This is a genomic window from Streptomyces sp. NPDC037083 (genome assembly GCF_055606485.1).
In genome coordinates, this window is record NZ_JBVJSQ010000016.1 from 141869 (window position 1) to 164883 (window position 23015).

General features: G+C 69.7%; 21 protein-coding genes and 5 tRNA genes. 13 read left to right on the forward strand and 13 right to left on the reverse strand.

Features of this window, described 5'->3' with window-relative positions; genetic code table 11:
• Positions 1 to 2: 2 nt before the first annotated feature.
• Positions 3 to 1433, reverse strand: a complete 1431-nt coding sequence (leuC, locus tag ACZ7DE_RS34640; protein ID WP_470768241.1) for a 3-isopropylmalate dehydratase large subunit — start codon at positions 1431 to 1433, stop codon at positions 3 to 5.
• A gap of 199 nt (positions 1434 to 1632) precedes the next feature.
• Between leuC and ndgR the strand changes: the two genes are divergently transcribed.
• Positions 1633 to 2349: an IclR family transcriptional regulator NdgR gene (ndgR, locus tag ACZ7DE_RS34645; RefSeq protein ID WP_007384919.1), complete on the forward strand. Its 717-nt coding sequence runs from the start codon at positions 1633 to 1635 to the stop codon at positions 2347 to 2349.
• A 127-nt stretch (positions 2350 to 2476) separates the two neighbouring features.
• Here ndgR and ACZ7DE_RS34650 read toward each other — a convergent pair whose 3' ends face one another.
• Positions 2477 to 2971, reverse strand: coding sequence for a DUF4188 domain-containing protein (locus ACZ7DE_RS34650; RefSeq protein WP_470768243.1), 495 nt, complete (start codon positions 2969 to 2971; stop codon positions 2477 to 2479).
• A 38-nt stretch (positions 2972 to 3009) separates the two neighbouring features.
• On the opposite strand from ACZ7DE_RS34650, the gene ACZ7DE_RS34655 reads away from it, so the two are divergent.
• A complete protein-coding gene (locus ACZ7DE_RS34655) occupies positions 3010 to 3654 on the forward strand; it encodes a MerR family transcriptional regulator (RefSeq protein ID WP_470768245.1) in 645 nt (214 codons plus the stop codon).
• A 74-nt stretch (positions 3655 to 3728) separates the two neighbouring features.
• Here ACZ7DE_RS34655 and ACZ7DE_RS34660 read toward each other — a convergent pair.
• From ACZ7DE_RS34660 to ACZ7DE_RS34685, 6 genes are all read right to left on the reverse strand, one after another.
• Positions 3729 to 3801 (reverse strand) — tRNA-Glu (locus ACZ7DE_RS34660).
• Positions 3802 to 3829: 28 nt separating this feature from the next.
• A tRNA-Gln gene (locus ACZ7DE_RS34665) sits at positions 3830 to 3901 on the reverse strand.
• 20 nt (positions 3902 to 3921) lie between these two features.
• Positions 3922 to 3994: transfer RNA gene (locus tag ACZ7DE_RS34670), tRNA-Glu, on the reverse strand.
• Between the two features lie 62 nt (positions 3995 to 4056).
• Positions 4057 to 4129 (reverse strand) — tRNA-Glu (locus tag ACZ7DE_RS34675).
• Between the two features lie 42 nt (positions 4130 to 4171).
• Positions 4172 to 4243, reverse strand: a tRNA-Gln gene (locus ACZ7DE_RS34680).
• Between the two features lie 91 nt (positions 4244 to 4334).
• On the reverse strand, positions 4335 to 5066 hold the full coding sequence (locus tag ACZ7DE_RS34685; RefSeq protein ID WP_470768247.1) for an HAD family hydrolase: 732 nt from the start codon (positions 5064 to 5066) through the stop codon (positions 4335 to 4337).
• A gap of 35 nt (positions 5067 to 5101) precedes the next feature.
• Between ACZ7DE_RS34685 and ACZ7DE_RS34690 the strand changes: the two genes are divergently transcribed.
• The gene (locus tag ACZ7DE_RS34690; RefSeq protein WP_470768249.1) at positions 5102 to 5386 is read left to right on the forward strand and encodes a type II toxin-antitoxin system RelE family toxin; all 285 of its coding nucleotides are present in this window, start codon (positions 5102 to 5104) and stop codon (positions 5384 to 5386) included.
• Positions 5387 to 5449: 63 nt separating this feature from the next.
• On the opposite strand, the gene gltX is transcribed toward ACZ7DE_RS34690, so the two are convergent.
• The 3 genes from gltX to ACZ7DE_RS34705 all read right to left on the reverse strand — a co-directional run bounded on the left by gltX (position 5450) and on the right by ACZ7DE_RS34705 (position 8080).
• Positions 5450 to 6934, reverse strand: a complete 1485-nt coding sequence (gene gltX / locus ACZ7DE_RS34695) for a glutamate--tRNA ligase (RefSeq protein ID WP_470768251.1) — start codon at positions 6932 to 6934, stop codon at positions 5450 to 5452.
• Entirely contained in the window at positions 6927 to 7712 is a 786-nt protein-coding gene (locus tag ACZ7DE_RS34700; RefSeq protein WP_470768253.1) for a fumarylacetoacetate hydrolase family protein, read from the reverse strand. Before ACZ7DE_RS34700 ends, gltX begins: the two co-directional genes overlap by 8 nt.
• Positions 7713 to 7891: 179 nt before the next feature.
• On the reverse strand, positions 7892 to 8080 hold the full coding sequence (locus ACZ7DE_RS34705; RefSeq protein WP_470768255.1) for a hypothetical protein: 189 nt from the start codon (positions 8078 to 8080) through the stop codon (positions 7892 to 7894).
• A gap of 604 nt (positions 8081 to 8684) precedes the next feature.
• On the opposite strand from ACZ7DE_RS34705, the gene ACZ7DE_RS34710 reads away from it, so the two are divergent.
• The 8 genes from ACZ7DE_RS34710 to ACZ7DE_RS34745 all read left to right on the forward strand — a co-directional run bounded on the left by ACZ7DE_RS34710 (position 8685) and on the right by ACZ7DE_RS34745 (position 19311).
• Positions 8685 to 12428 carry a nitrate- and nitrite sensing domain-containing protein gene (locus ACZ7DE_RS34710; protein WP_470768257.1) on the forward strand — a complete coding sequence of 1248 codons (3744 nt, stop codon included), beginning with the start codon at positions 8685 to 8687 and terminating at the stop codon, positions 12426 to 12428.
• A 9-nt stretch (positions 12429 to 12437) separates the two neighbouring features.
• Positions 12438 to 12851, forward strand: coding sequence for a roadblock/LC7 domain-containing protein (locus ACZ7DE_RS34715; RefSeq protein ID WP_003993189.1), 414 nt, complete (start codon positions 12438 to 12440; stop codon positions 12849 to 12851).
• A gap of 112 nt (positions 12852 to 12963) precedes the next feature.
• Entirely contained in the window at positions 12964 to 13362 is a 399-nt protein-coding gene (locus ACZ7DE_RS34720) for a DUF742 domain-containing protein (RefSeq protein WP_009190816.1), read from the forward strand.
• Positions 13343 to 13918 (forward strand): GTP-binding protein, encoded by a 576-nt coding sequence (locus ACZ7DE_RS34725; protein WP_030793795.1) that lies wholly within the window; start codon positions 13343 to 13345, stop codon positions 13916 to 13918. The genes ACZ7DE_RS34720 and ACZ7DE_RS34725 overlap by 20 nt, the downstream gene beginning before the upstream one ends.
• A gap of 376 nt (positions 13919 to 14294) precedes the next feature.
• Positions 14295 to 17642, forward strand: a complete 3348-nt coding sequence (locus tag ACZ7DE_RS34730; protein ID WP_470768260.1) for a nitrate- and nitrite sensing domain-containing protein — start codon at positions 14295 to 14297, stop codon at positions 17640 to 17642.
• A gap of 10 nt (positions 17643 to 17652) precedes the next feature.
• Entirely contained in the window at positions 17653 to 18066 is a 414-nt protein-coding gene (locus ACZ7DE_RS34735) for a roadblock/LC7 domain-containing protein (RefSeq protein ID WP_037781109.1), read from the forward strand.
• 95 nt (positions 18067 to 18161) lie between these two features.
• On the forward strand, positions 18162 to 18749 hold the full coding sequence (locus ACZ7DE_RS34740; RefSeq protein ID WP_470768262.1) for a DUF742 domain-containing protein: 588 nt from the start codon (positions 18162 to 18164) through the stop codon (positions 18747 to 18749).
• Complete coding sequence (locus ACZ7DE_RS34745) at positions 18730 to 19311, forward strand: GTP-binding protein (protein WP_026248371.1); 582 nt, start codon at positions 18730 to 18732, stop codon at positions 19309 to 19311. Before ACZ7DE_RS34740 ends, ACZ7DE_RS34745 begins: the two co-directional genes overlap by 20 nt.
• Positions 19312 to 19454: 143 nt before the next feature.
• On the opposite strand, the gene ACZ7DE_RS34750 is transcribed toward ACZ7DE_RS34745, so the two are convergent.
• Positions 19455 to 19646 carry an acyl-CoA carboxylase epsilon subunit gene (locus tag ACZ7DE_RS34750; RefSeq protein WP_470768264.1) on the reverse strand — a complete coding sequence of 64 codons (192 nt, stop codon included), beginning with the start codon at positions 19644 to 19646 and terminating at the stop codon, positions 19455 to 19457.
• 67 nt (positions 19647 to 19713) lie between these two features.
• Complete coding sequence (locus ACZ7DE_RS34755; protein WP_470768267.1) at positions 19714 to 21318, reverse strand: acyl-CoA carboxylase subunit beta; 1605 nt, start codon at positions 21316 to 21318, stop codon at positions 19714 to 19716.
• Between the two features lie 351 nt (positions 21319 to 21669).
• Here ACZ7DE_RS34755 and ACZ7DE_RS34760 point away from each other — a divergent pair, with 351 nt between their 5' ends.
• Positions 21670 to 22278: a YceI family protein gene (locus ACZ7DE_RS34760; protein ID WP_470768269.1), complete on the forward strand. Its 609-nt coding sequence runs from the start codon at positions 21670 to 21672 to the stop codon at positions 22276 to 22278.
• Between the two features lie 92 nt (positions 22279 to 22370).
• Positions 22371 to 23009: a hypothetical protein gene (locus ACZ7DE_RS34765; RefSeq protein ID WP_470768271.1), complete on the forward strand. Its 639-nt coding sequence runs from the start codon at positions 22371 to 22373 to the stop codon at positions 23007 to 23009.
• Positions 23010 to 23015 lie beyond the last annotated feature (6 nt).

Sequence of the window (23015 nt, forward strand, 5' to 3'; positions counted from 1 at the left end):
GTTCAGACTCCCGCGGGCGTACGGTTCTCGGCGTCGGACAGGTCGGCCGGGGAGGCCAGGTGGCCCAGGACGGCCGTGGCGGCCGCGACCTGCGGCGACACCAGGTGCGTCCGACCGCCCTTGCCCTGCCGGCCCTCGAAGTTGCGGTTGGAGGTGGACGCGGAGCGCTCACCCGGGGCCAGCTGGTCGGGGTTCATGCCGAGGCACATCGAACAGCCCGCGTGCCGCCACTCGGCGCCGGCCTCCTTGAAGACGACGTCCAGGCCTTCGGAGACGGCCTGCAGACCCACCCGCGCGGAGCCGGGGACGACCAGCATCCGTACGCCGTCGGCGACTTTGCGGCCCTCGACGATCGCGGCGGCGGCGCGCAGGTCCTCGATGCGGCCGTTGGTGCACGAACCTACGAAGACGGTGTCCACCTTGATGGAGCGCAGCGACTGTCCGGCCTCCAACCCCATGTATTCCAGGGCCTTTTCGGCGGCGTGGCGCTCCGAAGCGTCTTCGTACGAAGCAGGGTCGGGGACGTCGGCCGAAAGCGGCGCGCCCTGGCCCGGGTTGGTGCCCCAGGTGACGAACGGCGACAGCGCGGTCGCGTCGATGACGACCTCGGCGTCGAACTCGGCGTCGTCGTCCGTCCTCAGCGTCTTCCAGTACGCGACCGCCGCGTCCCAGTCCTCGCCCTCGGGGGCGTGGGCGCGGCCCCTGATGTACTCGAAGGTCGTCTCGTCGGGGGCGATCATGCCCGCGCGGGCGCCGGCCTCGATCGACATGTTGCAGATGGTCATCCGGGCCTCCATCGAGAGCTTCTCGATGGCGGAGCCGCGGTACTCCAGGATGTAGCCCTGGCCGCCGCCGGTGCCGATCCTGGCGATGATCGCCAGGATCAGGTCCTTGGCGGTGACGCCGTCGGGCAGCTCGCCGTCGACCGTGATCGCCATGGTCTTGGGGCGGGCCAGCGGCAGCGTCTGGGTGGCCAGCACGTGCTCGACCTGCGAGGTGCCGATGCCGAACGCCAGCGCGCCGAACGCGCCGTGCGTGGAGGTGTGCGAGTCGCCGCAGACGACGGTCATGCCGGGCTGGGTCAGACCCAGCTGCGGGCCCACGACGTGCACGACGCCCTGCTCGACGTCGCCGAGCGGGTGCAGTCGCACGCCGAACTCGGCGCAGTTCTTGCGCAGGGTCTCCAGCTGGGCGCGGGAGACCGGGTCGGCGATCGGCTTGTCGATGTCGAGGGTCGGGGTGTTGTGGTCCTCGGTCGCGATGGTGAGGTCGAGACGGCGCACGGGGCGGCCGTTCTGACGGAGGCCGTCGAAGGCCTGGGGGCTGGTCACCTCGTGCAGCAGGTGCAGATCGATGAAGAGGAGGTCGGGCTCGCCCTCGGCGCGCCGGACGACGTGGTCGTCCCAGACCTTCTCCGCGAGTGTCCTACCCATCGCTTTCCCTCCGGCCGGCAAGGAAGCACCGGCCCAACTAGAGATCTTGTGGAGGCGACGCCCTCGGTCTCGCTTCCCGGCGTTTTCCGGGCACCCGCCGCCAGGCCCGTTGGTCCGCGGGCCACCATGCGTCCAAGGGTTGCGCGTCTCACGGAAAAATGAACTTGCGTTTCACAGAGTGAGACGGGAGTATCGTTGCATGGACAACAGTAGCGGCGTCGGCGTTCTGGACAAGGCAGCCCTTGTCCTGAGCGCCCTGGAGTCCGGTCCGGCCACCCTCGCGGGCTTGGTCGCCGCCACCGGACTCGCACGACCCACGGCCCACCGCCTGGCCGTGGCTTTGGAACACCACCGTATGGTGGCGCGCGACATGCAGGGCCGGTTCATTCTGGGCCCCCGGCTGGCCGAGCTGGCCGCGGCCGCCGGCGAGGACCGCCTGCTGGCCACCGCGGGCCCGGTGCTCACGCACCTGCGCGACATCACGGGCGAGAGCGCGCAGCTCTACCGCCGCCAGGGCGACATGCGCATCTGCGTGGCGGCGGCGGAACGCCTGTCCGGCCTTCGGGACACTGTCCCGGTCGGCTCCACGCTCACGATGAAGGCCGGCTCCTCGGCGCAGATCCTGATGGCCTGGGAGGAGCCCGAGCGCCTGCACCGGGGCCTGCAGGGCGCCCGGTTCACGGCGACGGCCCTGTCGGGCGTGCGACGCCGCGGCTGGGCCCAGTCCATCGGCGAGCGCGAGCCGGGCGTCGCGTCCGTCTCGGCCCCCGTCCGCGGCCCCTCCAACCGCGTGGTGGCCGCCGTCTCCGTCTCTGGCCCCATCGAGCGCCTGACGCGCCACCCGGGCCGCATGCACGCCCAGGCGGTCATCGACGCGGCGGCCCGCCTGTCGGAGGCGCTGCGCCGCACCGGCTGAGCCAGGGGGGAGGAGCGGGCCTCAACGCCGCGGCACGCTCTCTCCCCACGGCAGCCCGGCGGGCTCTCCGGCGCGGGGAACCGCGCGACAGGCCGCAGCGGCCCGCGCCGGACGGACGGCAACGCCGCTAGGACGCCGACCGGTAGGCGAACCGGTCCTTCGCGTACCGTCCCCGCTCCCCCAACGGAACCTGCCCGTGCGCGGCCGCGAGGCCGAACGCCGGCATGTCCCCGTAGATCGCCTCGTACGACCCCTCCGGGACGACATACGCCTCGTGCCAGATTCCCACGTGCCCGCGCACCTTCCCGCTCCGCTCGATGCGGTTGATCTTCGCCCACACCTCGTGGTGGAACGCGTCGGGCGCGCTCGCGTAGGCGTAGAGCTTCTCCTTGGACTCCCAGTACTGGACGACGTAGTACGTCCGCGGCGAGGCCGTCAGCAGCACCCGGGAGAGCAGACCGCGCCCCGGGTCCTTCTTCAGCTCCGCCAGCATGCGGAACATGGCCAGCATGACCGGCACCCACTGGTGCACGGCCCAGAAGTGGTTGACGCGCATTCCGATCAGCAGGACGACCACGTCTCCCCGGGCGTCCGCGGTGGTACGGCTGGCTGTGACAGACATGCTTGGATAGTGCCGCTGACCAAGGAGGGGCGCAAGACATGCGGCTGGCCGAACTGAGCGAACGCAGCGGTGTGTCCACCGCGACGATCAAGTACTACCTGCGCGAGGGCCTGTTGCCGCCGGGCCGCCAGATCAATATGACGACCGCGGAGTACGACGACGAACATCTGCGCAGGCTGCGACTGGTGCGCGCGATGATCCAGGTGGGCCGGCTGCCGGTGGCCACGGTGCGCGAGGTGCTCGGGCACGTCGACGACGACTCCCTGGGCCGCACGATCCGGCTCGGCGCGGCCCTGTGGGCGCTGCCGCAGGTGCCCGAGCCGGACGCGGAGGACGAGCACGTGCGCGCCGCGCAGCTGGAGGCCGACGAGTTGCTGGGGACCCTGGGCTGGTCCAACGCCCGGCTGCTGACGAGCATCTCCCCCGCCTACCGTTCGCTGGTGGTGGCGGTGGCTGCGCTGCGACGGCTCGGCTACGGGTGGGACGCCGAACTCCTCGTGTCCTACGGCCGGTTGATGCACCGGGCGGCCACGCTCGACCTGGACTTCGTGGAGACGCAGGAGTCGGAGGCGGAGCGGATCGAGACGGCGGTGCTCGGCGCGATCCTCGTGGAGCCGATGCTGCAGGCGCTGCACCGGCTGGCGCAGGAGGAGGAGTCGGCCCGGCGGTACGGCTTCGAGTGAGCGGTGGGGCGGCGCGAGGAGGCCGTGAACACGGCGAAGGCCCTCCACCACAGTGGAGGGCCTTCACTGATGCGTACCCCCGACCGGATTCGAACCGGCGCTACCGCCTTGAGAGGGCGGCGTGCTAGGCCGCTACACAACGGGGGCGAGGATCTTGCGTTTCCGCAGATCCGAGCTGGTCTACCAGGACTCGAACCTAGACTAACTGAACCAGAATCAGTCGTGCTGCCAATTACACCATAGACCAATGTGGTTTAGACCAGTTTGTACCCCCGACCGGATTCGAACCGGCGCTACCGCCTTGAGAGGGCGGCGTGCTAGGCCGCTACACAACGGGGGCCCTAGCGATCCTGCATCGAGGTGAGGGGGAGCTACCCGAGCTCTCCTCGCGGGAAGGATCTGTACCCCCGACCGGATTCGAACCGGCGCTACTGCCTTGAGAGGGCAGCGTGCTAGGCCGCTACACAACGGGGGCTTTGTGGAGCTGATCTCCACGTGCGCAGATGAGCTCTGCGAGCTGGCCTACCAGGACTCGAACCTAGACTAACTGAACCAGAATCAGTCGTGCTGCCAATTACACCATAGGCCACTGGAACGCAAGCCCCGTCGGGGATCTTGTTCTAGTTTCGCTCCCCCGGTTCCGGCCTTTCGGCCCGCTCTCCGGCGGCGCAGGAAGAACATTACCCGAAGGTGGACTGCGCTCCAAAACGGGTATCCGCGCCGAGGATCGCGGGGAGTTCGGCGAGGGTGACGATCCGGTGCCGACCGGAGGGGAGCTCGACGGTGGCCCCGCCGCCGTGACGGTCGATCCACACCGACAGAAGTCCGGCGTCGGCGGCGCCCCGTCCGTCGATCTCCGGGTGGTCGCCGACGTAGGCCACCTGGTGCGGGGGCAGGGACAGCGCCTCGCAGGCCGCGAGGAAGGCGCCGGCCTCCGGCTTGGAGACGCCGAGTTCCGCGGCGCACAGGATGGCCTCGAAGCGGTCGTGGACGCCGAGGACGCGCAGCTTGTGGTCCTGGACGTGGATGCTGGAGTTGGAGAGCACCGCGTGGCGGTGGCTGGCGGCCAGGGCGTCCAGCACGGGCAGGACGTCCGGGAAGAGCGACCAGGCGGCCTCGTAGTGCGAGCGGTAGCTCGCGAGCCAGTCGTCGGCCTCCGTGTCGGTCATCTCGCGGCCCAGGAAGTCCCGTACCCGGTCACGGCGCTGGTCCTCGAAGGTGATCCCGCCCGCCGAGAACCGTGCCCACTGCTGGTCGGTGACCTCCCGCCACCGGGCGAGGGCCCGCTCCGCCGTGCCGAACCGGTCGAGCAGCCGTTCGGCCGTGAGATACGCCCGCATGCCCTCCCGGTCGGCGGTCGTGTAGTCGAAGAGAGTGTCGTCAACGTCCCAGACCACGGCGCGAATGCTCATGCCCCGACGGTATCGCGGGGTGGCACGCCGAGGGCATGAGCGAGTACCGGGTCCAGTTCACCGTCGAGGCCCGCTCGGCGTACGACGGCCTGCCCGGCGAGCGTCGAGCCCAGTTGGACAAGGCCGTGCGGATACTGGCGCGCGATCCCTTCCGCAAGGTCGCAACGGCGCAACTCGGCCCCGACGAGCACCTGCGGAAGACGTACGTGGCTCCCGGGCTGATGCCGGAGTACATGGTCGCGGGGGCGGTCATGGTCGTCGTCGTGCTGGAGATCTTCGACGAGTTCGCCTACCCGATCGACGAGAGCGACGCGGTCTGAGACGAACGCCCGAGGGGCGGCGCCCGAGCTCGTCGGGCGCCGCCCCTCGGGCGTGCTCAGGGGCTATGCCGCCAGCTTCGCCAGCGCCGCGTCGATGCGGGCCAGCGTCCTCTCCTTGCCCAGGATCTCCAGCGACTCGAAGAGCGGGAGGCCGACCGTGCGGCCGGTGACGGCGACGCGGACGGGGGCCTGGGCCTTGCCGAGCTTGAGGCCGTGGGCCTCGCCGGCGGCCAGGACGGCCTCCTTCAGGGACTCGGCGGAGGTCCAGTCGGCCGACTCCAGCTTCTCCCTCGCCGTGGTCAGCAGGGCATCGCTGCCCTCCTTCATCGCCTTCGTCCAGCTCGCCTCGTCGAAGACCGGCTCCGGCAGGAAGAGGAAGTCGACGTTGTCGGTGATCTCGGACAGGACCTTCAGGCGGGTCTGGGCGTGCGGGGCAATCGCCTGCCACTTCGAGTCGTCGAAGTCCTCCGGCGCCCAAGGGGCGACCGGGGCCTTCAGCCAGGGCGCGCAGCGCTCGGTGAAGTCCTTCACGTCCAGCAGGCGGATGTGGTCGGCGTTGATCGCCTCGCACTTCTTGAGGTCGAAGCGCGCCGGGTTGGGGTTGACGTCGGCGACGTCGAAGGCCGCGACCATCTCGTCCATCGTGAAGATGTCCTGGTCGGCCGAGAGGGACCAGCCGAGGAGCGAGAGGTAGTTGAGCAGGCCCTCGGGGAGGAATCCGCGCTCGCGGTAGAGGTTGAGCGAGGACTGCGGGTCCCGCTTCGACAGCTTCTTGTTGCCCTCGCCCATGACGTACGGCAGGTGGCCGAAGAGCGGGGTCCGCTTGGCGACGCCCAGCTCGGTCAGCGCCTTGTAGAGGGCGATCTGGCGGGGGGTCGAGGAGAGCAGGTCCTCGCCGCGCAGTACGTGCGTGATCTCCATCAGCGCGTCGTCCACGGGGTTGACCAGTGTGTACAGCGGGGCGCCGTTCGCGCGGACGATGCCGTAGTCGGGCACGTTCTCCGGGGTGAAGGTCAGCTCGCCGCGGACCAGGTCCGTGAAGGTGATCGTCTCGTCGGGCATCCGGAAGCGGACGATGGGCGTACGGCCCTGGGCCCGGTACTCCTCCACCTGCGCCTCGGTGAGATCGCGGCAGTGGCCGTCGTAGCCGGAGGGCTTGCCGGCGGCGCGGGCGGCCTCGCGGCGGGTGTCCAGCTCCTCCTGGGAGCAGTAGCAGTGGTAGGCGTGCCCGGCGTCCAGGAGCCGCTGCGCGACGTCCTTGTAGAGGTCCATGCGCTGCGACTGACGGTACGGGGCGTGCGGGCCGCCGACCTCGGGCCCCTCGTCCCAGTCGAAGCCCAGCCAGCGCATCGAGTCCAGCAGCTGTTCGTACGACTCCTCGGAGTCGCGGGCCGCGTCGGTGTCCTCGATGCGGAAGACCAGCGTGCCCTGGTGGTGCTTGGCGAACGCCCAGTTGAACAGGGCGGTGCGGACCAGGCCCACGTGGGGGTTACCGGTGGGCGAGGGACAGAAACGGACGCGTACGGGTGAGCCGGGTGCGCTAGCCACGCTTGACAACCTTGTTGGTGAGAGTGCCGATGCCTTCGATGGTGACGGCGACCTCGTCGCCGACAGCCAGGGGGCCGACCCCTGCCGGGGTGCCCGTGAGGATCACGTCGCCGGGGAGCAGCGTCATGGCCTCGGTGATGTTGACGATCAGATCCTCGATCGAGTGGATCATCTCGCTGGTGCGGCCGAGCTGCCGCTGCCCGCCGTTCACCGTGAGCTGGACGGTGAGGTCGCTCGCGGTCTCGAGGTCCAGGCCTGTCTCCACCCAGGGGCCGAGCGGGCAGGAGGTGTCGAAGCCCTTGGCCCGGGCCCACTGCTTCTCGCGTTTTTGCACGTCGCGGGCGGTGACGTCGTTCGCGCAGGTGTATCCGAAGATCACGTCCTTGACGCGTTCGCGCGGGACCTCGCGGCACAGCCGGCCGATGACCACGGCGAGCTCGGCCTCGTGGTGGACCTCCGAGGAGAAGGACGGGTACTGGATGTCGTCGCCGGGGCCGATCACCGAGGTGGACGGCTTGAAGAAGGCGAACGGGGCGTCCGGCACCTCGTTGCCCAGCTCGCGCGCGTGTTCGGCGTAGTTGCGGCCGAAGGCCACGACCTTGTTGGGCAGGACGGGCGGGAGCAGCCGGACCTTGCTCAGCGGCACCTTGGTGCCGGAGAGCTCGAAGTCCGCGAACGGGATGCCCTTGATGATGTCGAGGACGAGCTCGTCCGGCTTGTCGCCCTCGACCGCGCCGAAGGCGACGTTGCCGTCGATGGAGAACCTGGCGATGCGCACGGGTTGGTTGGCCCCTTGACTGAGCTGGCTGGAGTGTGACGCTCCAGGCTAACGCGGAAGGGCGTCCCCGGCCGGGGACGCCCTTGACATCGAGTGGCGGTCGCCTTGAGCATTCGGCGGCCGTCGTCCGTATCCCTCCACGAAGATCGGTGAGGATCTTGTGGATCCAGCGTGTGGATCTACGGTGCGACGGAGGCGGCGACCGGGGCCTCCATGAGGATGGTGCGCTTGGGGTTGGCAGTCTGGGCCGGGAGGTCGACGGAGTGCTCCGGCTGCTCCGGCAGCTGCAGTTCGCCGGCGTCGTCGAGGTGCGCCAGCGTCGTGCGCCGCGGGTTGGCGATCTTGTGGAACATCGTCGTCGTCTTCACTGTTGTACTGGACCCTGTCGTTTCCGGGCGCCGAGGAGGCCCCCCAAGGGCCCCTGCACAGGCGCGGCTTGTCGGATGTGCCATCCCTGTAAAGCGTCAGGCTAAACACGCGATTCCCGGTGAACGCGTGAAGGTCGCATGATCAGCGTGTGAGTTTGCTCACGGATCCATGGGTAAAACGGTCAAATCGGTCCCTCAATCGACCGTTGCGAAACGGACATTGACCACCTGAAGCCCATATTCCGCTCCTGATCATGGCGACTGGGACACCATCCTTACCCTGCGGCTTCGCCCTCTTATGTCCGCCTTACGGGGGATCTCCTTCTACATCGCGTGACGTGACCCTCACGTCGTGTCACGGATGTCACAGCCTGGCCAACGGGCCTTGTTCGAGATTCTGCACTGTGCTGGAATTCCTCGGACCGCCGCGGGATCGAGCCGGCGCACAGAGGGCGCCTCAGAGCGCCTGGTGGCGGCGAGATTAGGGGGAGCCGGCGCCGGTACTCACGACGAACAGGGGGGCGTATTCAGGGCGCCCCTCAACACGCCGACACCGTCCTTCCGTTCACGCGGAGGGGCGCCTGGTCCAGAGGTTGCGACGCTAGTGCAGGGACGTTTCAAGAGGGATGGCAGCGCTTCGGCTGAGCCGGAGCCGCACGGCGGGACCGACCGCGGTTCCTCGCCCCAGCACGCCCAGAACCCGGGCCCGGCTCCGTCCGGCGACGGCGGTGAGCGCCCTGGGCGCCCCGGCGTGTCCGCGTCGCCGAGTTCCCCCACCCAGACTTCGACGGTCAAGCCGCCGGCCGGTCCCCCCGGTCCCGGTCCGCGCGTGGCGCTGCGCAACTGGCGCATCTCCACGCGTCTGGTGGCGCTGCTGACCCTGCCGGTGGTCGCGGCCACCACGCTGGGCGCGGTGCGCATCAACCAGTCGATGGACGACATCCAGCAGCTCGACAACATGAAGCTGCTGACGGACATGACCAAGCAGGCCACCGAGCTCTCGGTCCAGCTCCAGAACGAGCGCGACCGCTCCGCCGGCCCGCTGGCGCACGACGGCAAGGCGTCCGACTTCGGCGTCAAGGGCTACCGGGACAAGACGGACAAGGCCCTGGTCGCCTTCCAGGACGCCTCCGAGGAGATCGACGCCGCCAGCACGGACGGCAACCTCCAGGGTGTCCGCGACAGCCTCGTGGGCCTCCTCAGCGACCTCGGCAACCTCGCCAAGATCCGCAACACCGCCTACACGGAGAAGGGCAACTCGACCCAGACGGTCGAGGCCTACCACCGGCTGATCACCAGCCTGCTCGACCTGTCGCAGGACATGGCGCAGGCCACCAGCAACCCGGAGATGATCCAGCGCACGCGTGCCCTGGCCGCCTTCTCCGCCGCCAAGGAGTACGCCTCCGTGCAGCGCGCCGTGCTCGCGGCCGCGCTTCCGGTGGGCAACACCACCTACGGCAACATGTCCGAGAACGACCGGCAGTACGCCGAGGCCGCGCTCGACAACCAGGACTCCGAGCTCACGAGTTTCCGCAGCATCTACGGCGACGACGGCGCCGAGGAACTGCTGAAGCCCATCGAGCAGGGCAACCCGGTCATCGAGGAGGCGGACACCTACGCCACCCGCGCGCTCAGCTCCTCCACGGGTCTGCAGTCGCTGGACAAGCGCTCGTACCAGGACTGGGTCGACGACAGCTCGACCAAGATCGCGCAGATGAACAACATCGAGCACACGCTGCTCGAGGACATGGAGCAGAAGGCGCGTGAGCTGCGCGCCGAGTCCGAGCGCGAGGCGATCATCTCCGGTGCGCTCATCCTGCTCGTGCTGGGCGTGTCGCTGGTCGGCGCGTTCGTCGTCGCCCGGTCCATGATCCGCTCGCTGCGCCGCCTGCAGGAGACCGCCACCAAGGTCGCCCAGGACCGTCTGCCCGAGCTGGTCAAGCAGCTGTCCGAGTCCGACCCGCAGGACGTCGACACGTCCGTGGAGTCGGTCGGTGTGCACTCCAAGGACGAGATCGGCCAGGTGGCCGCGGCCTTCGACGACGTGCACCGCGAGGCGGTCCGCCTCGCCGCCGAGCAGGCCCTGCTGCGGGGCAACGTCAACGCGATGTTCACCAACCTCTCGCGCCGCTCCCAGGGCCTCATCCAGCGTCAGCTCTCGCTCATCTCCGAACTGGAGTCCCGCGAGGCCGACCCGGACCAGCTGTCCTCGCTGTTCAAGCTCGACCACCTCGCGACCCGCATGCGCCGTAACGGCGAGAACCTCCTCGTCCTCGCGGGCGAGGAGCCCGGCCGCCGCTGGACCCGTCCGGTCCCGCTGGTCGACGTCCTGCGCGCCGCCGCGTCCGAGGTGGAGCAGTACGAGCGCATCGAGCTGGCCTCCGTGCCGACCACCGAGGTGGCCGGCCGGGTCGTCAACGACCTCGTGCACCTGCTCGCCGAGCTGCTGGAGAACGCCACCTCGTTCTCCTCCCCGCAGACCAAGGTCAAGGTCACCGGTCACGCGCTGCCCGACGGCCGCGTGCTGATCGAGATCCACGACACCGGCATCGGCCTCTCCCCCGAGGACCTCGCCGCGATCAACGAGCGGCTCGCCTCGCCGCCCACCGTGGACGTGTCGGTCTCCCGACGCATGGGTCTGTTCGTGGTCGGCCGGCTGTCGCAGCGCCACGGCATCCGCATCCAGCTGCGCCCGTCCGACTCCGGTGGCACGACCGCGCTGGTCATGCTGCCCGTGGACGTCGCCCAGGGCGGCAAGAAGCCCCAGCCCAAGCCCGGCCAGGGCGGCGCCGCCGGCGGTCCCGCCGCCGCGCAGGCCGCCGCGGGCGTGGCCGCGGCTCGTCGCAACGGCTCGCAGGGCGGCGCCCTCGGCGCGGGCGCCCCGAACGGCGGCAGCGCCCTGGGCGCCGGTTCCGGCGGGGGCGGCCGGCTCGCCGGCGGTCAGGGTCCCCGGGCCGCGCTGCCCGGCCGTGACGGCAACGGCCGTCCCGGCGGCCAGCCGCCGCGCGGACCGCAGCAGCCTCCGCTCTCCCCCCAGCAGGGCCGGCCGGCTCCGGCCGGCTCCGGCTTCGGCGGCCAGGCGCCGGGCGCGCCGCAGGGTCTGCAGGCGGCCGGCACCGGCTCGCAGGGCACGGACATGTTCGGCGGCGGACGTCCGCCGCAGCAGCGGGGCAACAAGAACGAGCAGGGCGGCCGAGGCCGTCAGCCGCAGCTGCCGCCGCGCGGTGGTCCGCGCGCCGAGCTGCCGGGCGGCAACCCGCAGCCGCGCGTGACCAGCTGGGGCGACGAGAACGCCCAGCCGCCGGTGGGGCGCACCCCGCTGGACGCCCCGCGCGGCCACGAGGAGCCGGACGTCGCCCAGACGTCGCGCATGCCGCGCATCGACGACCGGCAGGGCCCCGGGGCCACGGCCGAGATACCCGCGATCCCGCGGATCGACGAGCGCCAGGGTCCGTCGGGTCCCGCCGACTTCGGCAGCCCCTCCGCGACCGGTCTGCACGGCACGGGCCAGTTCCCGGTCCCGGGCAACTCCCAGGGCGGCCCGAACGGGCGGCAGGACAGCGGCCAGTTCCCGCGCCCGGGTGTGAACGGACGCCAGGACACCGGCCAGTTCGAGCGGCCCGGCACGTCCGGCCGGACGGACGACAACGGCTTCACCCGCTCCGACGTCTTCGGCACCGCGGGCGGACAGAACGCTCCGGCGAACCCGAACCAGTTCGCTCCGCAGGCCTACGACAACGGCTCCACCGGTCAGTACGCCGCACCCGGCTACGACGGCTCCGCCACCGGGCAGCACTCGCTGCCCGGCCGCCAGGACCCCTCGTCCACGGGCCAGTTCGCCGCTCCGCAGTCGAACGGCTACGGCCTTCCGGCGCAGCCGGAGGCGCTGCCTCCGGCCGGTCCCGGCGACGGCCGCACACCGCTGTACGACACGCTGGAGACCAACTGGTTCCACGGTCAGCAGGCGGGCGGCTCGGCTCCGGCGCCGCTCCAGCAGGAACAGCAGCAACAGCAGGCTCCGGCCGCTCCCCAGCGTCCCGCTGCCGCCAGTGCCTCGTGGCGCACCTCGCCGAACGACGAACTCGTCCGGCAGGCAGAACGCGTCAGGCAGCCGGCCGCGGGCGGCGTCACCACCTCCGGCCTGCCGCGCCGGGTGCCCCGGGCGAACCTCGTCCCGGGCACGGCTCAGCAGCAACAGCACCAAAGCGGTCCGCAGGTCTCGCGTGCGCCTGACGACGTACGCGGCCGGCTGACCAATCTCCGTCGGGGCATCGCACAGGGTCGACAGGCCGGCAACGGCCCGCAGACCGGCAGTTTCCCCAGCCCCACTCACCAGCAGGAGCGTTAGTTGAGCCAGATGAGCCAGGCAGCACAGAACCTGAACTGGTTGATCACCAACTTCGTGGACAACACCCCTGGGGTGTCCCACACCGTCGTGGTGTCCGCCGACGGGCTCCTGCTCGCGATGTCCGAGGGTTTCCCGCGCGACCGTGCCGACCAGCTGGCGGCCGTCGCGTCGGGACTCACCTCGCTGACCGCCGGTGCGTCCCGGATCTTCGAGGGCGGCAGCGTGGCCCAGACCGTCGTCGAGATGGAACGAGGATTCCTCTTCCTCATGTCCGTCTCGGACGGTTCGTCCCTCGCCGTCCTCGCGCACCCCGAGTGCGACATCGGCCTTGTCGGCTACGAGATGGCGCTGCTCGTCGATCGTGCCGGCGCGGTGCTCACGCCCGACCTGCGCGCCGAGCTCCAGGGCAGTCTGCTCCACTGACCCGCCCCCGCACCACCCACCTCACGAAATCACCGTCCGGCCGACACACTCCCCCCACCGGCCTCGACGGACGGCACGACAATCCGAGAATGCTGTCCCGCCCGGAGGATCCATGACCCCGCCCACCGCCCATCATGACCCGTACGCGGAGCCGTACGGGGATGAGGGCGACCAGCCGCTGGTGCGTCCGTACGCGATGACCGGTGGCCGGACCCGGCCGCGCTATCAGCTCGCCATCGAGGCGCTGATCAGCACCACGGCCGACCCGGCAGCGCTCATGGGGCTGCTTCCCGAGCACCAGCGCATCTGCCACCTGTGCCGTGAGGTGAAGTCGGTCGCCGAGGTCTCGGCGCTGCTGGCAATGCCGCTGGGCGTGGCACGGATCCTCGTCGCGGACCTCGCCGAGGCCGGTCTGGTGGCCATCCACCAGCCGGGCGGCGACGAGAACAACGGCGGCGCACCTGACGTGACGCTGCTCGAAAGGGTGCTCAGTGGACTTCGCAAGCTCTGACGGGGGGCGGGCCACCACCTCCGCGAAGATCGTGGTGGCGGGCGGCTTCGGCGTGGGCAAGACCACGTTCGTGGGCGCCGTCTCCGAGATCAACCCGCTGCGCACGGAGGCCGTGATGACGTCCGCGAGCGCGGGCATCGACGACCTCACCCACACCGGGGACAAGACCACCACCACGGTGGCCATGGACTTCGGCCGCATCACGCTCGACCAGGACCTGATCCTCTACCTGTTCGGCACGCCGGGCCAGGACCGCTTCTGGTTCATGTGGGACGACCTGGTGCGCGGCGCCATCGGCGCCGTGGTGCTGGTGGACACGCGGCGGCTGGCCGACTGCTTCCCGGCGGTGGACTACTTCGAGAACAGCGGTCTGCCGTTCGTAGTCGCCCTCAACGGCTTCGACGGTCAGCAGCCCTACCAGCCCGAAGAGGTGCGCGAGGCGCTGCAGATCGGTCCGGACACCCCGATCATCACGACGGACGCCCGGCATCGCTCGGACGCCAAGAGCGCGCTGATCACGCTGGTCGAGCACGCACTCATGGCCCGACTGCGGTAACTTTCAAATATCCTGTGCCGTACGGCAGTTGTCGTAGACGCTTTGGAGCCGGCTGTGGCCTTTGACACGGTCGGCTCCGGTGTTCATAACGTTTCGGCAGAGGAATCGGGTGGTACGGCCACGCGTCGCGGTCACTCGGTCTCACTGTGCGCACGAAAGCCCCGCCTTTTGGCGGGGCTCGTTCTTTTTGACCGTTTTATCTGGGGTTTACATCACGTCGAACCAACTCTTTCCCATGTTTGGAAGAGGACTGGTCGTCGTGCTGGAATGCCTGAACTGCCCAATAGTCAATGACGTACTCATGGTCGATGGCTGACCGGGCTCTGAGACACTGCGGCACGACGAAGGTGCCGACCGCCGAGAGGTTGTTGGTCGAGTGAGGCGAAGCAAGAAAAGTCCCGAGCCGGCGGCGCGGGGCAACTTCACCCCGCCGCCGCGCGGAGCGGCGACCGCCCCTGTGCCCGGCTCGGAGCCGACGGCCGCGCCCGCGAAGAGCGGCGGCCGTCTCTCCCCGCGCAACTGGCGGGTGCCGACCCGGCTGAACGCGATCCTGCTCATACCCGTGGTGGTCGGCCTGGTCATGGGCGGCTTCCAGGTGAAGAGCTCGATCGACACCTGGCAGGAGGCCGAGGACGCGGAGAACACCGCGCGCCTGGTGCGGGCCGCGCTGAGCTACGGCGACGCCCTCTACAAGGAACGCGACGTCTCGGCCGCGCCGCTGCTCGCCGGCAAGAAGGACGACGCCACGGTCACCGCGTCCCGCAAGGCCACGGACGCCGCCGCCGACGCCTTCGACGAGGCCGCGCAGAGCATGCCGGCGAAGGCCGGACTGGAGCGCAGGCTGCAGCTGTTCCGCGCCGCGGAGACCAAGCTGACGACGCTGCGCGCGGCCGCCTACACCTCCAAGCTCACCGGCGTGCAGACCGAAGAGGGCTACACCCAGGTCGCGCACCCGCTGATGGAGTTCTCCAACGAGCTCGGTCTGGGCACCGGAAACATCACCTCCTACGGCCGTACCGTCTACGCCATCTCGCTGACCAAGGCCGCGCTGTCCCTGGAGCGCTCGATCGGCATGCACCTGCTGATCAAGCCGGGCCCGCAGGACACCGACTTCGCCAAGCAGAAGGTCTCCCTCTCCTCGTACGCCTACCTCGAGGGCATCGCCATCGAGGAGTACATCGGCGGCGGCACCGCGGCCGACGCGAAGAAGCTGGACGAGGCCACGGCGAAGATCAAGAGCGACGGCGCCGCGCAGGCCGCCGAGGCCAAGCAGCAGAACCCGGACTACGTTCCGCCGCCGTCCGACCCGACCACGATGGTCGGCGCCATCTCGACGATGGAGACCACCTCGGGCGCCGAGCGCGCCGGTCTCGCCGAGAAGGGCATCAGCAAGGAGAACTGGTGGGCGGTCACCACGCTGAAGTACGACGCCTACCGGCAGATCGAGTCGGACATGGCCGACAAGGCCGTGACCGAGGCCTCGGACATCGCGGCTGACGCCAAGACGTCCGCGATCATCACCGGCGCCGCAGTGGTCGTCGCCCTGCTGCTGGCGTTCATCCTCGCCGGCGCCGTGGCCCGCCAGATGAGCCGCGCGATGCGCCAGCTGCGCAACGCCGCCTTCGGCATCGCCGAGCAGCGTCTGCCGATGCTCGTCGACCAGCTCTCGCGCACCGACCCCGGACGCGTCGACACCCGCGTCCAGGCCATCCCGATCACCACCACGGACGAGATCGGCGAGGTCGCGCGCGCCTTCGACCAGGTCCACCGCGAGGCGGTCCGGCTGGCGGCCGAGCAGGCCCTGCTGCGGGGCAACATCAACGCGATCTTCACGAACCTGTCGCGCCGCAACCAGTCGCTGATCGAGGGCCAGCTGACCCTGATCACCGACCTGGAGAACAACGAGGCCGACCCGGACCAGCTGGAGAACCTCTTCCGCCTGGACCACCTCGCGACCCGTATGCGCCGCAACGGCGAGAACCTCCTGGTCCTCGCCGGCGAGGAGCCCGGCCGCCGCTGGGACCAGCCGGTCCCGCTGGTCGACGTGCTGCGCGCCGCCTCCTCCGAGGTGGAGCAGTACGAGCGCATCGAGCTGTCGGGCGTCCCGGAGGCCGAGATCCACGGCCGCGCGGTCACCGACCTCGTGCACCTGCTCGCCGAGCTGCTGGAGAACGCGACCACGTTCTCCTCCCCGCAGACCAAGGTCCGCGTCACCGCGACCCGTCTGCCCGACGGCCGTGTGATGATCGAGATCCACGACAAGGGCATCGGCCTCACCGCCGAGGACTTCGCGGACATCAACCACAAGCTGGCCAACCCGCCGACGGTGGACGCCGCGATCTCGCAGCGCATGGGCCTGTTCGTGGTCGGCCGGCTGTCCGACCGGCACGGCATCCGCGTCCAGCTGCGTCCCTCGGGCGAGCAGGCCGGCACCACCTCGCTGGTCATGCTGCCGGACGCCATCACCCACGGTGGCGGCGGGCAGCAGCCTGAGCGCGACGAGTTCACGGTCTCGCAGATCATCCCCGAGCAGCAGCAGCCGAACTTCGGCGGCGAGGACTTCAACAACGGTCTGCCGATGCGCACCGCGGCCGAACTCGGCTTCGACGACAGCCGCTACGAGGTCCCGGACGACATCCGGGATCTGGACCCGGTGGGCCGCTCCCTGCTGCGCGAGGAACGCCGTGCGGCGCGGGACTCCCAGCCGAACCAGCCCGGGCAGCAGCCCGCGCAGCCGCAGCAGCCGCAGCAGCCGTCCGAGGCCTCCTCGTACGGCGAGGGCTTCGACGCGCCGCGCCAGCAGCCGGCGTACGACGCCGGGCAGAACGGCTACGACCCCGCGCAGAACGGCGCCCAGGGCGGCTACGACAACAACGCCACCGGCTATGCCGACCGGCCCGGTTCGTTCGACCAGCAGACGGCGTACGAGGAGCAGCAGCGCCCGGCGTACGACGACCAGTACTACGCGCCCAACGGCGGTCGGCCGCAGAACGACTCGTTCTCCGCGAACGGCGGCGCTGCGCAGGGCGACGGCTACGGGTCGAACGGCGGTTACCCGGACCCCGCGTATGCGGAGCCCGCGCAGGAGGAACGGACGGGTGCTTCCGCAGGCACGTCCGAGGGCTTCCAGCCGTACGGGGAGCAGCAGTCCTACCAGGACGACTGGCCCCAGCAGAACGGTCACACGAACGGTTACCAGAACAGCTACCCGGACCAGTACGCTCCGGAAGCGGAATCCGCGCAGGCCACTGACGCAGGTGAGCAGAACCGCGTAGGCTTCGACAGTCCGGGACCGGCCCCCTCCGCCTCCCACGCGCTGACCGACGCCGGTCTGCCTCGCCGCGGATCCACCGCAAGCGGTGCGAACGGCGCGCGGCCCGCGAAGCAGGAAGCGCCGGCCTCCTCCTCCGAGAGCAGCGGCGGCACCGACGTCTGGCGATCGGCGAACGACGAGCGCTGGCACCAGGCCTCCGCTCTGAAGAAGCCCAAGGCGGGCGGGGTCACCTCCTCCGGCCTGCCGCGGCGGGTACCCAAGGCCAACCTGGTCGAGGGCGCCGCCGAGAGCACTCCCCAGGGAGGCCCACAGGTCTCCCGCGCCCCGGAGGACGTCCGAGGCAGGTTGAGCAACCTGCGACGGGGCGTCCAGCGCGGACGCAGCGCAGGCAGCAGTGAAACGAACGGTCAGGGCTTCGGTTCTGACAGCACCTACAACCAGGAGCGTTAGTGTGAGCCCGATGAGCCAGGCGGCACAGAACCTGAACTGGTTGATCACCAACTTCGTGGACAACACCCCGGGGGTGTCCCACACGGTGGTGGTCTCCGCCGACGGACTCCTTCTGGCGATGTCCGAAGGCTTTCCCCGCGACCGTGCCGACCAGCTCGCGGCCGTCGCCTCCGGTCTGACGTCCCTGACGGCAGGCGCCTCCCGGATCTTCGAGGGAGGCAGCGTGAACCAGACGGTTGTGGAGATGGAGCGGGGATTCCTGTTCATCATGTCCGTGAGCGACGGTTCCTCGCTCGCGGTTCTCGCTCACCCCGAGGCGGACATCGGCCTCATTGGGTACGAGATGGCCCTTCTGGTGGACCGAGCAGGTTCGGTCCTGACCCCCGACCTTCGTGCGGAGCTCCAAGGGAGCCTTCTCAACTAACAGACGGACGGTGCGTTTTGGCGTCCCGAGGCCGTAGGGTTTCGGGACGCGGCTCCACGTGATGGGCGCCAGGCACAGTCGGAGGAGGAGAGAAAGTGGCAACACCCCCAGGCGGTTCGAATTCGGGTAACTGGTCGTACGGCCCTGCCCAGGGCCAGAACGACGGTTCCCAGAACTCGAACCGTTACAACTTCCCCTCCGCGCCCAGCCAGCAGCGGCCGTACGCGCCCCAGGGTCCGCAGGGTCCGGGGCCGTCCCCGTACGACCAGCCGCCGGCCCCGCGCATCCAGCCCGTGCAGCCGCACCGGCGCACCCCCGAGGCGGCGCCCGCCGGGGCGTCGAACAACCCGCTGGTGCGTCCGTACGCCATGACCGGTGGCCGGACCCGCCCGCGTTACCAGCTCGCCATCGAGGCGCTGGTGCACACCACTGCGCAGCCGCATCAGATGCAGGGCCAGCTGCCCGAGCATCAGCGGATCTGCAACCTCTGCCGAGAGATCAAGTCGGTCGCCGAGATCTCGGCGCTGCTGACCATCCCTCTCGGCGTGGCCAGGATCCTCGTCGCCGACTTGGCGGAAGCGGGACTGGTCGCCATCCATCAGCCCGGCGGCGACGAGAGCGCCGGCGGCCAGCCAGACGTGACACTGCTCGAAAGGGTGCTCAGTGGACTTCGCAAGCTCTAGCGGGGGTCCCTCCCGCTCCACCACTTCCGCGAAGATCGTGGTGGCGGGCGGCTTCGGCGTGGGCAAGACCACGTTCGTCGGGGCTGTTTCGGAGATCAATCCGCTGCGTACCGAGGCCGTCATGACGTCCGCGTCGGCGGGTATCGACGACCTCACCCACACCGGGGACAAGACGACCACCACGGTCGCCATGGACTTCGGCCGTATCACCCTGGACCAGGACCTGATCCTGTACCTCTTCGGTACGCCCGGCCAGGACCGCTTCTGGTTCATGTGGGACGACCTGGTGCGCGGCGCCATCGGCGCGATCGTGCTGGTGGACACCCGCCGTCTCGCCGACTGCTTCCCCGCGGTCGACTACTTCGAGAACTCGGGTCTCCCCTTCGTGATCGCCCTCAACGGCTTCGACGGCAACCAGCCGTACAACCCGGACGAGGTGCGCGAGGCCCTGCAGATCGGCCCGGACACCCCGATCATCACGACGGACGCGCGGCACCGTGCCGACGCCAAGTCGGCGCTGATCACGCTCGTGGAGCACGCCCTGATGGCGCGGCTCCGGTAGCCGCCTCCTCCTTCTCCGCCGCGAAGGGCCCCCTCCGTCGTCCGGAGGGGGCCCTTCGCGCGTGGGGGCGGCGGGCCCGGCGCGCGTGAGCACGCGAGAAGGGCCCCTCTCGTCGGAGAGGGGCCCTTCTCGCGTCGTACGGGTCAGTGCCAGCTGTGCGGGGCGCGGAAGCCGCCCTCGCGCTCCAGGCGGCGCCAGCCGGCCTTGGGGCGGCCTCGGTGGGTTACGGTCACGGACGGCTGGGCGGCCGCACGGGCCAGGATGATCGCCGCGATGGCGGCGACCTCCTCGGGCTCGGCATGGCCCTTCTCGACGCGGATGTCGGGAGCGTTCATGGGTGTCAGTCTCCGTTGATGAGGTTTCCGCAGGGGATCCGCCGGGTTACCGGTGGGATCTGCCGGGTTACTGCGGGGGGTTGCCGTGCTTGCGCGAGGGCAGGTCTGCGTGCTTGGACTGCAGCATGGCCAGGGACTTGACGAGGACCTCACGGGTCTCGGCGGGGTCGATGACGTCGTCGACCAGGCCGCGCTCGGCCGCGTAGTACGGGTGCATCAGCTCGGACTTGTACTCCTTGACCATGCGGGCCCGCATGGCTTCGGAGTCCTCGGCCTCGGCGATCTGACGGCGGAAGATGACGTTGGCGGCGCCCTCGGCGCCCATCACGGCGATCTCGTTCGTCGGCCAGGCGTAGGTGAGGTCCGCACCGATGGACTGGCTGTCCATGACGATGTAGGCACCTCCGTACGCCTTGCGCAGGATCAGCGAGATCCGCGGCACGGTCGCGTTGCAGTAGGCGTACAGCAGCTTCGCTCCGTGGCGGATGATTCCACCGTGCTCCTGGTCCACGCCGGGCAGGAAGCCGGGGACGTCCAGAAGAGTGATGATCGGGATGTTGAAGGCGTCGCACATCTGCACGAAGCGGGCGGCCTTCTCGCTGGCCTCGATGTCGAGGACGCCCGCGAGCGACTGCGGCTGGTTGGCCACGATGCCGACGACCTGGCCGTCGAGCCGGGCCAGGGCGCAGATGATGTTGCGCGCCCAGCGCTCGTGGACCTCCAGGTACTCGCCGTCGTCGACGATCTCCTCGATGACCTTGGTCATGTCGTACGGACGGTTGCCGTCCGCCGGGACCAGGTCGAGCAGCACGTCGCCGCGGCGCTCAGCGGGGTCGGTGGCCTCGGCCCGCGGGGGGTTCTCGCGGTTGTTCTGCGGCAGCAGCGACAGGAGGTAGCGCACCTCCGCGATGCAGGTCTCCTCGTCGTCGTACGCGAAGTGGCAGACGCCGGAGGTCTCGGCGTGCACGTCCGCGCCGCCGAGGCCGTTCTGGGTGATCTCCTCGCCGGTGACGGCCTTGACCACGTCCGGCCCGGTGATGAACATCTGCGAGGTCTCGCGGACCATGAAGACGAAGTCGGTGAGGGCGGGGCTGTAGGCCGCGCCGCCCGCGCAGGGACCCAGCATCACGCTGATCTGCGGGATGACGCCGGAGGCCCGGGTGTTGCGCTGGAAGATGCCGCCGTAGCCGGCGAGGGCGGAGACGCCCTCCTGGATACGGGCGCCGGCGCCGTCGTTGAGGGAGACCAGCGGAGCGCCGGCCGCGATGGCCATGTCCATGATCTTGTGGATCTTGGTGGCGTGGGCCTCGCCCAGCGCGCCGCCGAAGATGCGGAAGTCATGGGCGTAGACGAAGACCGTGCGGCCCTCCACCGTGCCCCAGCCGGTGACGACACCGTCGGTGAACGGCTTCTTGGCCTCCAGGCCGAACCCGGTCGCCCGGTGCCGGCGCAGCTGCTCGACCTCCTGGAAGGATCCCGGGTCCAGGAGCAGTTCGATCCGCTCCCGTGCGGTCAGCTTGCCCTTGGCGTGCTGCGCCTGGGTCGCCTTCTCGCTCGGGCCGGCCAGCGCCTGGGCACGGATCTCGTGCAGCTCGGCCACGCGGCCGCGTGCATCCGTGGGCTCCGCAGGCTCCGTGGTCGGCTCGCCCGTCGTCTCTTCCAAAACGGTCATGTAGTGACCTTACGAAGCCCACCAAGGAAAGGGAGACGTCGACTCCGTACAGTCTCCGGAGCGTTTTCCTGGTACCCCTGAACAGAACCGGGTCGGCATGCAGTCGTTCCGACTGCTCAGAGGCCTGATGGGTTGTAGGGGTCACACAAACGCGCGCACTGAGAGCCGGCTCACATTCCGGGCCGCGCATGCCCCCTCCGGAGTGAACCACAGAGCCGGACGGCGGTTCACGGCGACCGGAACGCTTCGCGGATTAAGTTGAAACTTGAACGGAATAGGTCTACGGTCGCCCTTGTTGACCTCGTTGAAGATTAAACAGCTTCGACCTTCCTCATCCCCAAGGAGCACGTCATGGGCATCTTCGGCCGCAAGAACACCGACGAGACCGCCTCCGCCGCCAGCACCGCGGTGAACCCGGCGCTCGCCGCCCTGACCGGCGAGTACTCGATCGACCCGGCGCACTCGACGATCGGATTCACCGCTCGCCACGCGATGGTCACCAACGTCAAGGGCAAGTTCAACGACTTCACCGGCTCACTGCAGCTGGACGGCGTCGACCCGTCCCGGTCGACCGCCTCCATCGACGTCAAGATGGACAGCATCGACACCGGATCCGCCGACCGCGACGGCCACCTGAAGAGCGCCGACTTCTTCAAGACCGACGAGTTCCCGCTGATGACCTTCCGTTCCACCTCCGCCGAGGCGCTGGGGGGCGACGACTACCGCATCACCGGCGACCTGAGCATCCTCGGCGTCACCAAGCCGCTCACCATCGACCTGGAGTTCAACGGCTCCGCCAAGGACCCCTTCGGCAACGAGCGCGTCGGCTTCGAGGGCAAGGCCGAGATCCTGCGCTCGGACTGGGGCCTGACCTGGAACGCAGCCCTGGAGACGGGTGGCGTGCTGGTTTCCGACAAGATCAAGCTGAACTTCGACATCTCGGCGATCAAGAACGCGTAAGCGTATGCCGAATACGGTGAATTTCAGCGGAAAGGGGCCGGAAGCGGAGAGCTTCCGGCCCCTTGCTGTGTCCTGTGTCACAGTCGCGGACCATGAGCACCAAGACCGGACCCCAGCGCTACCCCGGCGCGAACCGCGACCACTGGTACCAGGACGACTTCGGCGGTGACCGGATGGAGGTCAACGTCGTCGTCCTGCACACCACGGAGGGCCGCTCACTGCCCGACTACCAGGGCGGAGCCGTCGCGCCCAACCTGACGGCGGTGCCGGACTTCGCCGCCAAGAAGCTGAAGTGGTACCAGCACTTCGAGATCGACGTCTCCTCCCGCGCGCTCGCCAACCTCCGCGGCGGCGTCGAGACCAACACGCTCAACGTCTGCCAGGCGGAACTCGTCGGCACCTGCGACCCGGAGCTGCACGCCCGGTGGAACGCCCACGACCGGGCCCACATCTACTGGCCCAAGGCCCCGGAATGGGCGCTGCGCGGAGTCGCCCAGTACCTGGCCTGGATGCACATCCACCACGACGTGCCGCTGCGCGGACCGACGCTGTGGCCCGCGTACCCGAAGTCCGCGGCGAACGGGGGCGGACAGCGGATGAGCGGGACCCAGTGGAACGCGTTCAAGGGCGTGTGCGGGCACATGCACGTGCCGGAGAACGCGCACGGCGACCCGGGGGCGATCGACTTCCAGGCGCTGCTCGGCTTCGCGAAGGCCGCGGCCCAGGACTGACGACGG

Excerpts from the sequence above, each read along its gene's own strand:
- leuC (WP_470768241.1), bottom strand. The coding sequence starts at position 1,433 with ATGGGTAGGACACTCGCGGAGAAGGTCTGGGACGACCACGTCGTCCGG.
- ndgR (WP_007384919.1), top strand. The coding sequence starts at position 1,633 with ATGGACAACAGTAGCGGCGTCGGCGTTCTGGACAAGGCAGCCCTTGTC.
- ACZ7DE_RS34650 (WP_470768243.1), bottom strand. The coding sequence starts at position 2,971 with ATGTCTGTCACAGCCAGCCGTACCACCGCGGACGCCCGGGGAGACGTG.
- ACZ7DE_RS34655 (WP_470768245.1), top strand. The coding sequence starts at position 3,010 with ATGCGGCTGGCCGAACTGAGCGAACGCAGCGGTGTGTCCACCGCGACG.
- ACZ7DE_RS34685 (WP_470768247.1), bottom strand. The coding sequence starts at position 5,066 with ATGAGCATTCGCGCCGTGGTCTGGGACGTTGACGACACTCTCTTCGAC.
- ACZ7DE_RS34690 (WP_470768249.1), top strand. The coding sequence starts at position 5,102 with ATGAGCGAGTACCGGGTCCAGTTCACCGTCGAGGCCCGCTCGGCGTAC.
- ACZ7DE_RS34715 (WP_003993189.1), top strand. The coding sequence starts at position 12,438 with ATGAGCCAGGCAGCACAGAACCTGAACTGGTTGATCACCAACTTCGTG.
- ACZ7DE_RS34720 (WP_009190816.1), top strand. The coding sequence starts at position 12,964 with ATGACCCCGCCCACCGCCCATCATGACCCGTACGCGGAGCCGTACGGG.
- ACZ7DE_RS34735 (WP_037781109.1), top strand. The coding sequence starts at position 17,653 with ATGAGCCAGGCGGCACAGAACCTGAACTGGTTGATCACCAACTTCGTG.
- ACZ7DE_RS34750 (WP_470768264.1), bottom strand. The coding sequence starts at position 19,646 with ATGAACGCTCCCGACATCCGCGTCGAGAAGGGCCATGCCGAGCCCGAG.
- ACZ7DE_RS34755 (WP_470768267.1), bottom strand. The coding sequence starts at position 21,318 with ATGACCGTTTTGGAAGAGACGACGGGCGAGCCGACCACGGAGCCTGCG.
- ACZ7DE_RS34760 (WP_470768269.1), top strand. The coding sequence starts at position 21,670 with ATGGGCATCTTCGGCCGCAAGAACACCGACGAGACCGCCTCCGCCGCC.
- ACZ7DE_RS34765 (WP_470768271.1), top strand. The coding sequence starts at position 22,371 with ATGAGCACCAAGACCGGACCCCAGCGCTACCCCGGCGCGAACCGCGAC.